This is a genomic window from Azospirillum sp. Sh1 (genome assembly GCF_008365135.1).
Taxonomy (GTDB): Bacteria; Pseudomonadota; Alphaproteobacteria; order Azospirillales; family Azospirillaceae; genus Azospirillum; species Azospirillum oryzae.
In genome coordinates this window covers 70,083-86,155 of sequence record NZ_VTTK01000005.1, presented here as the reverse complement: position 1 = coordinate 86,155, position 16,073 = coordinate 70,083, and the positions used below count along the sequence as shown (strand labels likewise).

General features: G+C 68.5%; 13 protein-coding genes. 6 read left to right on the top strand and 7 right to left on the bottom strand.

Annotated features, from left to right (window positions below):
• Positions 1-3: 3 nt before the first annotated feature.
• Entirely contained in the window at positions 4-1,089 is a 1,086-nt protein-coding gene (locus FZ029_RS07555) for a glycosyltransferase (RefSeq protein WP_149268692.1), read from the top strand.
• Here FZ029_RS07555 and FZ029_RS07550 read toward each other — a convergent pair.
• Positions 1,052-2,284: a glycosyltransferase family 4 protein gene (locus FZ029_RS07550; RefSeq protein ID WP_149268691.1), complete on the bottom strand. Its 1,233-nt coding sequence runs from the start codon at positions 2,282-2,284 to the stop codon at positions 1,052-1,054. The two genes, FZ029_RS07555 and FZ029_RS07550, sit on opposite strands and share 38 nt — an antisense overlap.
• Positions 2,281-3,498 carry a glycosyltransferase family 9 protein gene (locus FZ029_RS07545; protein WP_149268690.1) on the bottom strand — a complete coding sequence of 406 codons (1,218 nt, stop codon included), beginning with the start codon at positions 3,496-3,498 and terminating at the stop codon, positions 2,281-2,283. The genes FZ029_RS07550 and FZ029_RS07545 overlap by 4 nt, the downstream gene beginning before the upstream one ends.
• Before the next feature lie 238 nt (positions 3,499-3,736).
• Here FZ029_RS07545 and FZ029_RS07540 point away from each other — a divergent pair, with 238 nt between their 5' ends.
• Positions 3,737-5,284 (top strand): polysaccharide biosynthesis C-terminal domain-containing protein, encoded by a 1,548-nt coding sequence (locus FZ029_RS07540; protein WP_149268689.1) that lies wholly within the window; start codon positions 3,737-3,739, stop codon positions 5,282-5,284.
• Positions 5,285-5,305: 21 nt separating this feature from the next.
• On the opposite strand, the gene FZ029_RS07535 is transcribed toward FZ029_RS07540, so the two are convergent.
• On the bottom strand, positions 5,306-6,028 hold the full coding sequence (locus FZ029_RS07535) for a methyltransferase domain-containing protein (RefSeq protein WP_149268688.1): 723 nt from the start codon (positions 6,026-6,028) through the stop codon (positions 5,306-5,308).
• Positions 6,029-6,335: 307 nt separating this feature from the next.
• Between FZ029_RS07535 and FZ029_RS33530 the strand changes: the two genes are divergently transcribed.
• On the top strand, positions 6,336-7,760 hold the full coding sequence (locus FZ029_RS33530; RefSeq protein WP_247892194.1) for a hypothetical protein: 1,425 nt from the start codon (positions 6,336-6,338) through the stop codon (positions 7,758-7,760).
• Entirely contained in the window at positions 7,757-8,542 is a 786-nt protein-coding gene (locus tag FZ029_RS33525; protein ID WP_247892193.1) for an FkbM family methyltransferase, read from the top strand. Before FZ029_RS33530 ends, FZ029_RS33525 begins: the two co-directional genes overlap by 4 nt.
• 50 nt (positions 8,543-8,592) lie before the next feature.
• Here FZ029_RS33525 and FZ029_RS07525 read toward each other — a convergent pair whose 3' ends face one another.
• From FZ029_RS07525 to FZ029_RS07510, 4 genes are all read right to left on the bottom strand, one after another.
• A complete protein-coding gene (locus FZ029_RS07525; protein ID WP_149268687.1) occupies positions 8,593-9,339 on the bottom strand; it encodes a hypothetical protein in 747 nt (248 codons plus the stop codon).
• Positions 9,308-11,560 (bottom strand): Wzz/FepE/Etk N-terminal domain-containing protein, encoded by a 2,253-nt coding sequence (locus FZ029_RS07520; protein WP_247892192.1) that lies wholly within the window; start codon positions 11,558-11,560, stop codon positions 9,308-9,310. Before FZ029_RS07520 ends, FZ029_RS07525 begins: the two co-directional genes overlap by 32 nt.
• Before the next feature lie 25 nt (positions 11,561-11,585).
• On the bottom strand, positions 11,586-12,947 hold the full coding sequence (locus tag FZ029_RS33520) for an outer membrane beta-barrel protein (protein WP_247892191.1): 1,362 nt from the start codon (positions 12,945-12,947) through the stop codon (positions 11,586-11,588).
• A gap of 305 nt (positions 12,948-13,252) precedes the next feature.
• Complete coding sequence (locus FZ029_RS07510) at positions 13,253-13,987, bottom strand: metallophosphoesterase (RefSeq protein ID WP_211104112.1); 735 nt, start codon at positions 13,985-13,987, stop codon at positions 13,253-13,255.
• Positions 13,988-14,235: 248 nt separating this feature from the next.
• On the opposite strand from FZ029_RS07510, the gene FZ029_RS07505 reads away from it, so the two are divergent.
• Together FZ029_RS07505 and FZ029_RS07500 are read left to right on the top strand one after the other, a co-directional pair.
• Positions 14,236-14,793 carry a polysaccharide biosynthesis/export family protein gene (locus tag FZ029_RS07505; RefSeq protein ID WP_247892190.1) on the top strand — a complete coding sequence of 186 codons (558 nt, stop codon included), beginning with the start codon at positions 14,236-14,238 and terminating at the stop codon, positions 14,791-14,793.
• A gap of 147 nt (positions 14,794-14,940) precedes the next feature.
• Complete coding sequence (locus FZ029_RS07500) at positions 14,941-16,062, top strand: hypothetical protein (protein ID WP_149268683.1); 1,122 nt, start codon at positions 14,941-14,943, stop codon at positions 16,060-16,062.
• Positions 16,063-16,073 lie beyond the last annotated feature (11 nt).

The window sequence follows — 16,073 nt, the reverse complement described above, 5'->3', positions numbered from 1 at the left end:
CAGATGGAGATCGTCTATGTCGGCGACCTCTGCGAGAGCGGAACCTGCTTCCATCGCCTTCAGGCGTTCCGGCGGCTGGGCGTGCGGGTGCGGGCGTTCGACGTCGGGCCGTACATGCGGGCGGGCGGACCGCTGCTGCGCCGGCTGCGCGACCGGCTGATGGCCGGCCCCGCCATCGGCCGGCTGAACCGCGACGTGGTGCGCGCCTGCCTGGAGACGCCGGCGGCGACCCGCGTCTGGTTCGACAAGCCGCTGTGGATGCAGCCCTGGGCGCTCGACCGCCTGAGGCAGGCCGGGCGACGGCTTTACAGCTTCACCCTGGACAACCCCTTCCACGTCATGAACGAGCCGGGCTGGCATCTCTTCCGCCGCACCATCCCGCGCTTCGACGTGAATGTGGTGCCGCGGGACAGCAGCGTCGCCGATTACCGCGCCGCCGGCGCGGGAGCGGTGGCGCTGTTCCCGGTGCCCTTCGACCCCGTCGTCAACCATCCGGCCACCCCATGGCCGCCGGCGCGCTCCGTCGACGTGTCCTATGTCGGCTCTCCCTATGAGGAGCGTCCCGCCTTCCTGGCCGGATTGGCGGACCGGGGCATCGCGCTGCGCATCGGCGGCGAGCGGTGGGGGCGGCACCCGCGCATCCGGCGGCCGGGGGTCACGCTGGTTCCCGCCATGTATGGCGACGCCTATCGTCGGGCCATCTGGGACGCCCGCGTCAATCTGGCCTTCCTGACCCGGAGCCATCACGATCCCTGCGCCCACAAGTCGATGGAGATCACCGCCAGCGGCTCATTCCTGCTCGCCGTGCGCAGCGACGGGCACCGCGCCGCCTTCGAGGAAGGGCGGGAGGCCGAGTTCTTCGGGTCCGTGGAGGAGGCGGCCGACAAGATCCGCTTCTATTTGAAGGACGAGACGGCGCGCGAGCGGGTGGCCCTGGCCGGCTGCCGCCGGGCCTGGATGTCGGGCTATGCCAACGACGAGCGGATCGCCGCCGTCTTCCGCCACACCGATCCCGAACTGGGTGCCGGACTGACCCGCCGGGCGGCGGAGGTCATGGCTTCGCGCCGGCGGGAGCTGGGCCTGGAATGACCGGCTCCGGAATGACCGGCCCCGGAATGACCGGATGGGGCGGCCCGGGACGAACCAGGTCTTCCAGCACCGCGTGAAGCCGGCGTCCGTAATCGTCCCAGCCGCCGAAGGACCGCACCCGCTCCCGCGCCGCATTCCCCATCGCCGCCGTCAGCGCCGGATCATCGGCCATCCGCACCAGCCGGTCGGCAAGGGCGTCCGGATCGCGGATCGGCACGATGAACCCCTCCACCCCGTCGGTGAACAGATCGGCGGCGCCGGTGTTGGTGGTGGCGATCACCGGGGTGCCGCAGGCCATTGCTTCGGCCATCACCATGCCGAACCCGTCCTCGACCGACGGCAGCACCAGCACGGAGGCGCGGGCCATCTCCCGCACCAGATCGTCGCCCCGCAGCACGCCCGCCATGGTCGCGGCCACCCCGCTTTCCCGGGCCAGCAGCACCGCGGTTTCCGGCTGCTCCAGCCCTGCCAGCACCAGTTCGGCCCCGGCGATCCCGGCGCGGCGCACGGCCCGCAGCAGATAGGGCAGCCCCTTGCGGATGCCGGGCTGGCCGACGAACAGAATGCGGAAGCCGCCATCCTTGGGACCAAGCGGCCGGAAACGCGACAGGTCGCCGCCATAGGGGAGCAGGCGCAGCCGGTCCGCCGGCACACCGCGGGCGATGAAGCTGTCGCGCACGAAGCTGGACGGAACGGCGATGGCGTCGGCGCGTTCGTACTCGGCAAGCTCCTTGGCCTTCACCCGCGGGTCGATGCCTTTCCAGACGAAGCCGTGCAGCCCGTATTCCTCGCGCTGCAGGTCGTCCTGAAACCCGATGTGGCTGGACCCGCGGTCGCAGACATAGCGGCCGCCCCGCTTCTGGATGGCACGGCCGGTGCACAGCCCCATGCCGGACAGGACGATCGCCACGTCGCACTCCGGCAGGTTGGCCGCGACGTGCCGGTCGTGCATCGACTGCGCCCGCCAGGCCCATTCGCCGGCCAGATGGCTCTGGAACCAAGGATAGCGGATCAGCGCCATGTAGGGGGCCTGAAGCCAGGGCCAGTTCCGCAGCCGGTCGGGGTCGATGCCGCTGTCCCGCAGCTTGAAACGGGGATAGCCGGTGAACAGCGCCGCCAGGGCGCCCCGCGCCTGGAGCTGCAGAGCCTGGTTGACGCTGTGGAAGCGTCCGATGGTGGAGACGACGGCTTTCATGGGGTGGGCGTTCCGGTGCAGGCCGCGATCCGCGCCGCCCTTGCGGCGGCTGCGGGAGGGAAAGTCAGCAGCAGGCCGTCGGCCGCGGCCAGCACGTCGTCCGGCGCGATCCGCTTCATGCAGTTGCGGTCCGGGCAATGCCCCCCGGAGCAGCCGCCGCACCAGTCCCCGGCCGCCGAGACGATCCGGCAGGTCGGCACCCCGAGCGGCAGCCAGTGGTGGGGGGCCTGCCAGCCCGAGGCGACGACCACCAGCGGCACCCGCGTGGCACGGGCGACATGCATGGCGCCGCTGTCCAGGCAGACCGCCAGATCGGCCCCCGCGAACAGCGCGCCCAGCGCGGCGATGCCGGTCCGGCCCGCGAGCGAGGCGGCCGGGCCGCGCATCCGGCCGCGGATGCCGTCGATCAGCTCCGCCCCCGCCGCCGTTCCCACGAAGACGGGCTGCAGTTGCCTGCGTTCGGCCAGCAGGTCGGCCAGTTCCGCGAAGCGGTCGGGAAACCAGTCCGTCGGCTGGCCGCCGCTGGTCTGCGGAGCGAGGACGGCAATGGGGCGGGACGGGTCCATGCCCTCCGCCCGCAGCAGGCCGTCCACCGTTCCGGGCAGGTCCGGGGCGAAATGGAGTTCCGGCTCCGGCCCCTGCCCGGGCTCTTCCGGCAGGGCGACGCCGAGCGGTCGCAGGGCACGCAGGTTGTTCGCCTGGGTGCTGACGGACCAGTCATAGGCGAGCGGTGCGTCATAGAGTGCCAGAGCCTCCGCCGTTCCCAATCCCGACCGTCGGCGCGCCGGGATCGCCGCCGCCACCAGCCCCAGGGCGTAGCGCCGCGCCGCCGCCGTCGTGATCAGCCAGTCATAGCCCTCTCCATCCGCCGGGACGGCACGGCGCGCCGCAAGGGTGGCGCGGAGCGGGGTCCGGTACGGGGGCGGCAGGATATGGATGCGGTCGATATGCGGATTCCCGGCCGCGATCTCCGCCATGAGGGCCGAGCCGGCCAGGGTGACGGTCATGTCGGGCCGGGCGCGCCGCAGGGCGGAGAAGAGGGGCGTCACGGCCATGCCCGACCCCAGTTCCTTTTCGAAGGCGACGACGACGGCATGCGGTCGCCGGGCGCCAGCGGAATTGGAGGCGGAGTTGCCGGCGGAATTGCCGGCGGAATTGGAAGCGGGATCGGCACGGCATCGTCCGAACAGATGGCCGATGAGAGCTATGCCCATCCGTCGCACGGCAGGTCGTCTCCATGATCGCGGCGCGGCGGGATCATCGGAAGCATGGGGCGCCCTGTCAAACGAAACTCCACGGCGAGAATCCCCGGCGAAACTCCCGCCCAAGGGCGCCGGGCCACAAAGCGCTTTGGTCGCCGCCGTCCCGTCCCATAAGATCGCCGCCCCACAAGATCGCTTCTGCGCGGGTGGCGCACCCGCCGGCGTTCCTGTCCAAGGTCATCGGGCGCGCATGAGCCAGCCACCTCCGCCACCCCAGCCCGCAGGCGCCCTGGCCGGCCTGCGCGGCCGCCTGATCTCCGGAACCGGAGCGCTGGGCATCACCATGGTGGCCTGGAGCGTCCTGCAGATCCTGGCGGTTCCCGTCTTCCTGGCCCATTGGGGAAGCGAACGCTATGCCGACTGGCTCGCGATCAACGCCCTGACCGGGCTGCTGGTGCTGCTGGAGCTGGGGATCAACGCCCATCTGGGTGCCCGCATGATGGTCGAGGCGGGCCGCGACGACACCAGCGGGGTCGGTCGGATGCTGTCGGTCGGGCTGGGCCTCTATGCCGGTGTGCTGGTTCCGGGGGGCGGGCTCGTCGCCCTGGGCTGGCTGGCCGGGCTGGACGCCATGCTCGGCCTGACCGCGCCGGATGCCGGCACGGCGACGCTGGTTCTTGCCATGGCGACCCTGCTGCTGGTGCCACGGCCGATCCTGGGCAGCGTTCTGTCGGCGTTCGGCCGCTTTCCGCTCGCCGTCTGGCTGGGCGGCGCCCAGCAGCTTCTGGGGCTGGCCGCACAGATCGCGGTCGTGACGGCCGGCGGCGGGCTGCTGGCCGCCGCCATCGCGTTCCTGGCCGTGGCGATCCTGGTGGGATGGGTGCTTCCCCTGGTGGTGATCCGGCGGAGCCATCCGGCCGTCGGCTTCCGCCCCCGCTGGCCGGGGCGCGAGGAGGCGGGGCGGATCCTGTTCCGCTCCGGCCTGCATTCCGTCACCATCGCCACCACCCCTCTGCTGCAGCATCTGCCGGTCCTGTTCCTGCAGCGGCTGATGCCGGACGGGCTGGCCGTGGTCCTGTTCACGACGATGCGGACCTATGCCGGCGCCCTGCGACAGATCGTCTCGCAGGTCGTGCTGTCCTCGGCCATGGAGATGACGCGCCAGCACCATCGCGGCGAGGACGCGGTGCTGAAGCGTCTCTTCGGCCTGACCGGGCGGGTCGCCGGCGGGGCGGCGGGGATGCTGGCCGGGCTGCTGCTGGTCGCCGGGGAGCCGGTCTTCCGCGTCTGGACCCACGGCGCCATCGCCTTCGATCCGCTGCTGGCCTCGGTCTTCCTGGCGACCTGCCTGCTCGTCGTGCCGGGCCTGCTGAGCAGCGCGCTGCTGCGGCTGACGGATCATGCGGACGCCCTTGTCCTGGCATCCCTTCTCCAGGCCGTCCTCAGCATCGTCCTGTGCCTGACCCTGATCCCCTGGAGCGGCGCCCTGGGGGCCGGCATCGCGGTCGGCGTCGCGGAACTGGCCGCGGTCGGCGGTCTGGCTCTGCGGCGGACATGCCGGATCTTCGATCTGCACCGCGCGCATCTGCTTCCGGCCATCCTGGCGGGGGTCGGCGGGGCCGTCCTGGCGGGTGGGGCCGCGGCCGGACTGTTCGCCCTGATGGCGCCGCGAACCCTGGCCCAGCTTGTCGTCACCGGAGGGATCTGGACCCTGCTGGTCGGGCCGCCGGCCATCCCGCTCCTGCTGCCGCGCCGATTGTGGCCCCGATTGTGGCGTGGGGCGCTGTCGCCGCTCTAGCTTTATGTTTGGCGATCCGATCTACGCCGCCGGCGGGCCTGACGCGGCCGTCTTGCGGACGACCGCCTGAATCTGCGCCAGGGCGGCACCGTCGGTCTGGGCCACCGGCCGGCCGAGCCCCTGCTCCAGCCGGGTCAGCAGGCGGTCCGCCCATCCCACAGCAGCACCTCCACCGAACAGCCGCCGCATGACGGCGGAGCGCCAGGAGCCCAGGGCATAGAGACCGCGCCCCCAGGCGCCGATCGGACGGCGCAAGCCATGGTCATAGCCGTGGTCCTGCACGGCGATCTCCTCGATCGCCGCATCCGGCAGGGCGGACAGCAGCGCCCGCAGCTCATGGGAGACGGGGGACCAGCTGGCCGGGCTGTCCAGGCGGAAGCTGGCCTTGTGATCACTGTTGAACAGGGAGGGCCAGACGCCCTGCTCGTACAGATCCTCATGGGGGACGACCAGGACCAGCACCCCGCCCGGCTTGACCAGGGCCCACCATTGAGCCAGGGCCGCAGGCACGTCGGACATGTGTTCCAGGCAATGCGAACTGTGAACGCAGTCGAACTGCGCCGGCGCGAGATGGTTCAGGATACGGTTCGCGTCGCCATCCTGCCGGTCGAAGCGCCGGGCATGGGGGACCACCGGGTCGTCGCCGCAGCCGATGTCCAGCACCAGGCCCGAGAAATGCCGTTCCATGAAGGCGTCGCCACGGATGGCATTCGTCTTGCGCGCTTCGGTGACCAAAATCGTCATCCAGACACGGAGGGAAAAAGGGCGGGAATGCTGCAACCGTCCGTTTGTCCCGTCAATCCGTCACTGCGGCCCGTTACCGCAGGGCGTTCGCCGCCCCCGAATTTCGGTATCGGAAGCGTGGCACCCGAAGCTTGGCTTGTGTGATTTCGCAGTGGAGGAGGCCGAGGCTTCCTCAACTTGAGCATGATCCTTGCGCCGCGCCGGAATCGAGTTGAAACTGCCGCGATTTTTCGGGGTACGCTTTTCGGGGGCGATGGTGGCGGAACGGGCGGACAACCATAGAATGTTGCTTGAGGCATGGAGGGCGGTGTCTGTTCTGACCTGCCTGCTCCAGCTCGTTCTCGGCACCTCGCCGGTCTTCGCCTTCCTGTCGCTGACGATCTTCCTGCTGACGCCGGTGGTGATCCGGATGAACGGGGGGATCGGCAGCATGGGGTCGCTGCTGTTCGTCGCCTCCTACGGCAAACTGTTCTTCATCGCCCAATGGCTGAAGATTCTTCTGGGACAGTCGGCGGACAGCCATCTCCAGGCCCCGGTCGAGACGGCCTTCGTCCTGTTCATGGGGGTGTTGGTCTTCATGGCGGCGGGACTTGCCATCCGGGCCCTGTTCGGCCGGTCGTCGGGCCTGATCACCCTTCCCCAGGATCCGCGCTTCCTGTCCTGGCTGGCCAGCGTCGCCGTCATACTCACCCTGTTTTCCATCGTCGCCCGGCATCTGGCCGGACTGAGCCGCGCCGGCGCCGCGGATTACGAGGAGGGGCGCGGTCTCGTCCTGCTGCTCTACTTGGCGAACCTGCTTCCGCTGGCCGTCGCCGCCATGACGGCGCGGCGCGCCATCCTGTCGGGGGGGCGGAGCTTCGTCGACCCCTGGGTGGTGACGATGCTGGGCTTCACGGTCCTGCAAGGCTTCTGGGAGAATGTCCGGCTGATCATGCTGAGCGGCGGCATCGCCTTCGTCACGACCTTTCTGGCCTATGGTGGGGTGATCCGGCTGAAGCATGTCCTGCCGGTGGCCGCCTTGGCCGTCGCGATGCAGTTCGTGATCTTTCCCCTGATCGACCTGCAACGCGGCATCGAGCGCGGGCTGGGGATCGGCGGCTTCCTTCAGGAAACCTTCAGCATCGCATCAGACCTGTTCAGCTCGTCCGGCCGCAGCCTGCAGGAAGAGCAGCTGAACAATATGTACTACAGCTGGGACACCCGCCTTTACTATGGCGAACCCCTCGGCTTCCTCGACCGCTTCAGCCCCAGCCCGCTGGACGAGGTGATCGCCTATGTCCAGGACATGGGAAATTTCGGCGGCGAGACCTTCCTCGGCCAGTTCCTATACGCCATTCCCAACGTCCTACTCCAGCTTCTCGGTATCGAACGCCCGGCCCGTGGCGGCGAGATCCTGGAAACCAGCATCCTGCACTCCTTCACCAACATGAATTACGGAGTGTTTGCGGAAACCTATGCCTATTTCGGCGGGTTTTTTTTCATTCCCATCAATTTGATCGTTCTTTTCCTGTATCTGAGCGGCCTGCGCCTGATCTATGGAGGTGGAAGGAACAATTACTTTCTCGCCTTCGGCTTCTCAACACTCTATTTCACATTCTGCAATTCCGACATTGCCGATATCGGACCGCAGGTGACGATCCAGGCGGTGATGAATCTCCTGATCCTCATCGCCGTCATCCTGGCCATGGGGTTGATGGGGCGCCGGCCGCTGCGGACGGAAGCCGGAACGTGATCGGCCTGGTCAAGCAGCGGCTGGCCCGTCATCTGGAGCGCCGCTTCCCGGTCTGGTGGCTGAAGGTCCGCATCCGGCGGCGGGATCGCCATTTCGAACGGGAGTTCTTCACCTTGGGGCCGCTGTGCGACCCCGGCCGGATCGCCGTCGACGTCGGCGGCAATGCCGGGGAGTATTCCTATTGGCTGTCCCTGCATGCCCTGCGGGTCGTCGTCTATGAACCGAACCCCGGATGCCACGCGGCCATCGCCCGCCTGAACCGGCGCAACGTCACGCTGCGCGCCGCCGCCTTGTCGGACCGGCCGGGAACCGCCTGCCTCGTCTTCCAGCAAGGCAATTCCGGCATTGGCAGCATCGCGGACGAAAACCCGGTCTCCGCCCTGGGGGGCAGGCCCGATTACGTCCAGTTGATGGTCCGGACCGTCCGCCTGGACGAGGAGGGGCTGGACCCGGTCGGCCTGATGAAGATCGATGTCGAGGGCCACGAGGCCGAGGTGCTGGCCGGCGCCATGGGGCTGATCCGCCGCGACCGCCCGCGCCTGATGATCGAGGTCGAGGAGAGGCACCGCCCCGGCGCCCATGACCGGGTGCGCGCCCTACTGGAGCCGGCCGGCTATCGCCGTTTCCGCCAGCAGGACGGCCGGTTGCGCCCGCTTCCCTGGGACGTCGACGCGCGATCTCTTCAAACCGCGCCGCCGGGCACGCCGGGCTATGTGAACAATTTCTTCTTCTTCCACGCCGCCGATCCGCTGGCGGCCGACCCGCTGCCCATGCCGGTCTGAGGCGGCCGGTCCGAGGCTGGGCCGGTCCGAGGCCGGTGCGGCGGCGCGGGCTACCGCTTGCCGTGCAGCCTCACGTAATGCGCCATCTCTTCCTCGTTCAGCAGAGAGAGGGATTCGGTCACCAGATCATGGGCGTCCGGGCGCTTGCTCAGCGCCGCGATCTCGTCGGGCATGATGATCCAGGCCAGCCGGATCTGCCGGCGCAGAAGCGACAGGGCTTCGGCGTCCATGTCGCCGCGCAGGCGCAGGGCCGTTTCGATCCGCCACATCATCAGGGCCGGCTCCACCGCGCCGGACAGGATCGACAGGCGCAGCGCCTCGACCGCCCGCTTCCGGTCGCCGCTACGCTCCAGCAGGGTGGCCAGATGCGCCCAGGCATGAGGCTGTCCCGGCGCGAGCCGCACGGCCGCAGACGCGGCGGCCAGGGCTTCGGCAGAAAGGCGGTCCCGATCCGGGCCGGGCGGCGCGCCCTGCGCCTGGAACGTCAGCAACACGGCACGGGCCGCCTCGCGCTCGCCGCTTTTCTCCCAGCGATTCGCGGTGGTCAGGGCCTCGCCCGCCATGGCGAGCTGATCGGGAGAGCCCGGAGAGCCGCTGCGCACCCCCTGCAGAGCGGCGTCGGCATCGAGGGCGAGCAAGGCGGCGACCAGTTGCGGCGTCCCCATCCACAGCAGCAGGCCGCCCACCACCAGCCCCAGTATGGCGGAGACCGGAGACGACGGCTGTGTGGAAGCGCGCGGTCGGGTGAAGGCTCCACCCGCCCGTTCACTCGGCGTAGTAGTCGCGGTAACGTCCATAATACTGTCCATAGTCGCCATAGCCGTAGCGGGCGTGCTTGCGCTGATCGACCTGGGACAGCACCACGCCGTGGACCGGCGCCCCGATGCCGTTCAGCAGCTTTATGCCGTTGCGCACGGCATCCCGCGGCGTGAAGTTCCAGCGCACCAGATAGATGACCCGGTCCGCCAGACGGGCCAGCACGCGCGTGTCGGCGACCGCCAGAACGGGGGGCGAGTCGATGATGATGCGGTCGTAGCGGGTGAGCAGGTCCTTGAGCAGCTCTTCGATCGCCGCCCCCTTGATCAGCTCGGGCAGGTCGGGCGAGCGGCCGGCGGGCAGGAAATCGAGCGTGCCGGCGATGCCTTGCTGGATCAGATCCTCGACCTTCGCCTCTCCCCTCAACACCTGCGCCAGACCCCGCTCGCCGTCGGTGCCGGTCAGCGTATGCAGGCGCGGCCGGTAGACGTCGGCGTCGATCAGCAGCACCCGGCCCTCCATCTTCGAATAGATCAGCCCCAGGCAGAAGGACAGGAAGGTTTTCCCCTCCTTCGGAACCGAGGACGTGATCATGATGACGGGGGAGTGTTCGCCGTCGGCGATCTCCAGGCTGGTGCGAAGGCTGCGGACGGCATCCGCGAGGACGGAGCGCGGCCGTTCCAGGATCTCCTTCATCGGCGACAGGTCGCGGCCGCGCCGGTAGGGGATCATGGCCAGGGTGGGCAGGCTGGTCAGATCCTCGGTTTCGTCGGCCGAACGCAGGGCGTTGTCCAGACGGTCCAGCAGGAACACCAGCATCGCGCCGCCCATCAGGGCCAGCATGCTGACAGCCATCAGCAGGGACAGTTTACGCGGATAGCTCGGAGAGGTCGGAATGTCGGCCTGCGAGACGATGCGCGCGTTGGCCCTCTGCATCCGCTCCTGCTGGTCCTCGCGCTTGAAGCGGGCGAGGAAGGATTCGTAGAGGCTGCGGCTCGCATCCGCCTGGCGTTCGAGTTCGCGCAGGCGGACCTCCGCCTCGCCCGCCACGTCGGACTGACGCTGCAGCCCGTTCAGGTCGCTTTCGAGCGCACGCACGCCGGCGGCGGCGGCTTCGGCATCCGCGGTCAGCGAGGTCGCGATCTTGTCGACCTCGTGGCCGATCTTGCTGCGGATCTCGTTCAGTTCGGCCCGCAGCCCGAGAATGCGCGGGTGCCGGTCCGCATAGACCTTGAGGGCGTCGGACATTTCGCGCTGCGTCGTCGCTTCCTGCTCGCGCAGGCGCTGGATCAGCGGCGATTGCAGAACGTCGGAAAAGGCCTCCACGCTGCCGCGGGACCGCATGAGCTGCCGCGCCTGCTCCAGCCGCGCCCGTTTCTGGGCCAGATCGGCCCGCGCGATCATGAGGCGCGAATTGAGTTCGGAAAGCCGCTGGTCGGTGACGGTTGCCTGCTGCTCGCCCTTGCGGCGCAGACCGTTCTGGGCGCGGTATTCCTCCACCGCCCCCTCCGCGCTGACCACGTCGCGCCGCAGGGCCTCCAGCCGCTCCCCGAGCCAGGTCGCCACGCGCCGGGTATCCTCGAACCCGGCTTCGAGACGGTCCAGGACATAGAGCTGGGCGATGGTGTTGGTGATCAGGGCCGCCTTCTCGCGGTTCTCCGAGGTGTAGCGGACGGAGATGATCAGGGTACGCCGCTGCGGCGCGACCTGAAGCCCACCCAGGAAGGTCTGGACCAGGGCGGCCTGCTCGATGTCGGCGCGGGCGGATTCGCTGAGCGTCGACGGCTCCACCTCGTTCGTCGGCAGGGTGCTGACCAGCCAGGAGAGCGGATTGAGCGCGGCCATGAACGTGTCGAGGGGCCGGGGCGTGCGAAGTTTGGAGTTGAACTCCGGATCGTTCGCCAGCCCCAGCTTGTCGATGACGCGCCGCGCCAGCATCCTCGACGAGATCAGGTCGGCTTCCGTCTGCACGGTGACGTCGCCGATCCACTCCGGCATGAACATGTTCTCGGACAGGGCGTTGCGGACCTGGGCAGCCTCGATCATGATCCGCGCTTCGGCGGTGTAGCGGGGCGGGATCTGCTGAAGGTACAGCACGCTTGGAACCAGCGCCGCCATCAGGACGGCGAGGATCAGGAACTTGCCGCGCCACAGGACCCGCCAGGCCCATCGGACGCTCTTTCGAAACGCCTCCTGGAAATCGGCATCCGGGACGGTCGCGGCTTCGCGCTCCGACGGCCTAACGAGGTTCAAAAGACTCACCACAGAACTCCAGACCAGATTCCCGTCAAAGCTGCGCCCCGAGCCGGATGAAGAACAGCGTCTGCCGGTAGGAGGACGTCTCCAACTCGGAATCCTTGCGCCTGTAAGCTGCCTCACCCGCCACGAACAATTCTGGGGTAAAAGCATAGGTGGCGCGCATGCGGCCTTCATAGACCCAGGCATCCTGGCCCTTCACGCCTTCCATCTCGTCCCGCGAGACGGAGGCGATGCCGGTCAGGATCAGGTTGCGCTGCGCCTCGTGGCGAACGATCACCGACCCCGTGGTGCGCACCAGGGACGATGCGCCCTGGGTGATGGTCTCCGAAACCGACCGCTCCAGCGACGGCACGACGATGGTGAGCTTGTCGGGCGTCCAGTTGAAGGTCGCCCGCACCGACAGGCCCGCCGGGTCCTTCAGGCGGGAGTCCTTGTAGTTCTGCTGAAAGTAGCCGACCAGGAAGTCGCCGCGCAGCAGCTGGCTGATGTCGACACCGATACCGGCCTCCGCGCGGTAGCCGTAGCTGTCGCGGTCCAGACCGTTGCGGTCGGACTTGGAATCGTACCGGCGGGTGTTCGCCGAAACCTCGCTGACGGCGGCATAGCCCGGGAACATCTCGTAGCTTCCGCGCAGGCGCCCGGCGACTTCCCAGCGGTCGCGGTCCTCGTTGCGGATGACCGAGTTGCTCGCCCCCGGCACATTCTCGAAAACGCGGCGGTCGGCGTCGATGCCGCCCACCACGGCGTATTTGCCGAAGCGGTGCTTCACGTTCGACCGCAGCGTCAGGCCTTTCGTCGGCGTCGGCTTGGTGCCGCCCGCCTCGTCGGGGCTGCCGCGGTCCTCGTGCCGGGCATAGCCCTGGAGGAAGGCGTTGGCTTCCGTGGCGGCGCCGATGTCGTAACGCGCGTCGATGTCCGCCTGGGCGTTCACCTGGTCGTCGCTGTCGAACCGGCGGTACTTGACCTTCTCGACCATGCCCGAGAAATTCAGCATGTGCTCGTCGAAGCGCGAGCGCAGCTTGAATTCGGGACGGAGGGTGGTCAGGAAGTCGGACTTGGCGCCGGAGTTCTGGGCGAAGACGTTGCTGTTGTAGGCGCTGTCCAGCTCGACCTTCGGCAGCAGCAGGAAGCTTCCGAGTTCGATGCCCTTGGGGTCGTAGGCATCATGCATCCGCTCGGAATCGTCCTTGCGGCGTTCGTCTTCCGTGCCGGTGTTGGTTTCCGTGGTCACTTTGGCGCCGGAGTGCGCCTTGCGCGGGTCCTGCCCGGGAGCGGTCTGGCCGGAGACCTGGGCCCAGGACGGTGTGCAGGCGGCAATCCCCAGCGCAAGGGCGGCGCAGCCCAGAAGCCCGCTGCTCCACCGCCGCTCCGACCGCAAGGCCGGATGCATGGACGAGGCCGAAACAGCGGAAAAAGCAGCAAAGACCACAGCCATAGCGCCAATGCCCCCATACCTTTGGCTAAATTCTTTCGAGGTATATATCAGAGCCCTTGCACTATCCACTAGCGTGTATTGGAGCGCACGGGCACATCCACAGTTCATCACTTCCCCCCGGCACCCGCCCTCCACGGGCACCGCCCGCTCGGGAAGGAGCACACGGAGGGCGGGTGCCGGAGGGGCTTCGGTTGGAGGAACACGGGCGGGGGCGCGGGCGATCGGGAAAGACCCGCATCGGAGCCCGGCGCCCGGCCGGATCAGGCGCCCACCTGAATGAAGCTGCGTCCGGCGCCGCACAACACCAGGGCGGTCAGCACCCCGGTGGCATAGGCGCCGGTGTCGATCCCGATCCGGGTTGCCGTCACCTCCGGCGACTGGGTCACGGTATGCCCATGCACGATCATTTTCTCGTGCGGGCGCAGCCAGGACAGGAAAGGCTCGCGGATGGTCAGCAGGTCGTCCGTCCGCTGGCGGGCGAGGGGCCTGCCCGGCCGGACGCCGGCATGGACGAAGGCGTAGTCGCCCAGCACCACCATCGGCTTCAACGCCTTCAGAAAAGCCAGATGCTCGTCGGGGAGGCGTTCCAGCAGCGAATCGCGCAGCGCCTTGCAGCGGGAGGGGTCGCTGGTCCCGACCGAGGCGCGGATGCCGTAGCTGCCCAGCGCCTCGGCCCCACCGTAGTTCAGCCATTCCGAGGCACGGACGGGATCCTCGATGAAGTCGAGCATCGCCGCCTCATGGTTTCCCAGGAGGAAGTGGCACTCCACGCCGGGAAGCGGCTCGCGGCACAGCCGGTCGAGCACGCCGCAGCTGTCCATGCCGCGGTCGATGTAGTCGCCCAGGAAGACGGCGACGACGCCCAACCCGTCGCCCCGCCGCCGCTCGGCATCCCCGGCGATGGCGGCGAGCATGCTGTCGAGCACCTTGCGCTCGCCGTGGATGTCGCCGATCGCATAGGCGCAGACGCCGTCCGGGACGCTGGGCGCCGGCATGCGGCCGTCGCCTCTCCCCGGCGGGCGGGCCGGAAACCAGGACCGCATGGTTGCAAAAAGCTTCATGTCACCTGCACGCGATAAGGGATCAACCACTCGTTTCAATGACGATATTGAGGTATAAGGGCGCCATGCCGATCCCCGACGCGCCGTTCCGGTGGTGCGCCTCCCCCAATGGTTTTCTCATAGTGGAGAGTTCGTCGTCCATGCTGCCGTTCCTCAACGCGAAACCTCTGCGCGGTCTCGTCATGGCCAGTGCCCTAGCCGGCGTCCTTCTCGGCGGCTGCGCGGTGACGCCGGGCCTGCCGTCGGAACAGGCGCCCATGAAGCCCGGCAACCCGGCGGAAGGCTATCTGCTCGAGCCGGGCAACCGTGTCCGGCTGATCGTGTTCGGCGAGACGGGGCTGTCCGGTGACTTCACGATCGACCCGGTCGGCAACCTGTCGCTGCCGCTGATCGGCAATGTCGCCGCCAGCGGAATCACGGCGAAGGAGTTGTCCAAGCGCATCGAGGACCACCTGAAGAAGGACGCCTATCTGCAGGATCCCAAGGCAGCGGTCGAGGCGCAGACCTTCCGCCCCTTCTATGTGCTGGGGGAGGTCCGCCAGCCCGGAGAGTTCCCCTACACCAACGGCCTGACGGTGCTGAGCGCCGTGGCGCGCGCCGGCGGGTACGACTACCGCGCCTGGGAAGGCGACGTCGTCCTGGTCCGCACCGTCAACGGCGAGCAGCATGAATACCGGGCCAACGAACGGACGCCGATCCTGCCCGGCGACATCGTCCGGGTGATGCAGCGGCGCATCTGATCCACAACCGGGGGAAGCTCCGGCGACGGTGGTAATCAATCCAGGTTCGCGCCGCCGCCGGATTATGCTAGTAACGGGGGCAGGATCATCGCTGGGAAGCATGCCGGGGCCACCAGTGCGCGGCGAATGCGAATTGTGGAGGGACGGATGTTGAGCAGGGGCAGTGTTCTGACGCTCGCGATGGTCGCCTTGGTCGGTGTCCTGCCGGCCATGCCGGCGACGGCCCAGAATGGCGCGGCCAACGGGGGGGCCAATGGGGGGGCCGCCGCCGCGGGCGCGGTCAACCTGCCCCCGGCGCTGCAGGCGGCCATCCAGTCCGGCAACCCTGCCGCGGTGAGCCAGGCCATCGCCACCCTGAGCGGCGGAAACTCGCAACGGACGGCGGAACTGGCGACCGGCGTGGTCGCCGCGGCCGAGCGCATCCTGAAGACCAATCCCCAGGCCGCGGTGACGATCGCTACGGTCGCGGTAGAAAGCGTGCGCACCGACGCGGTCTCCAAGGGATCGCCCCAGCAGGTGACGACCGTGGTGACCATCGCCGCCCGCATCTTCGTCCAGCCGGACGTGCAGCGGCTCGCTCCGGAGGCCACGGCCAATCTGGCGTCCTCCGCGGTCCAGGCGGCCAGCACGACCAACAACCCGACCCTGGTCGCCACGATCGCCAACCAGGCGGTCAGCGCCGCGGAAAAGGTTCTGGCGGCCGCCCCGGCCGCCGCCGTTCAGGTCGCCACCGTGGCGGTCCAGGCGGTGAAGGAGCAGCCGGTCACCCAGGGCGCGCCGCAGCAGACGCTCCAGGTGGCGACCACGGCGGCCCGCATCATCGTCAATCCGGAGGTGCAGCGCCTGAACCCGCAGGCGGTGGCATCGATCGCCGTTGCTACGGTCCAGATCGCCAGCACCCCCGCCGTCTACCAGTCGTCGCCCCAGGCGGCGATCAGCGCCATGGACAACTCCTACAAGGCGGCGAGCAGCCAGGCGGTCATTGCCGCGGCGCCGACCGTGACTCAGGCGGTGACGCGCGAACTGGTCCAGGCATCGCAGAACAACAATCTGGCGCAGAGCAACCCGACCAACGCCACCCAGGTCTCGGAAATCCTGAACCGGACGAACAACAACGCCCAGCCGAGCATCAGCCAAAACAACAACCAGAACAACAACCAGAACCAGGGCAACAACAACAACAACAATAATAATAACAATAACAATAACAATAACAACAATCAGCCGGTCATCCCCCCCTTCAACCCGGCCCCAACCAGCCCGACCTGAGCGCCTGTTTG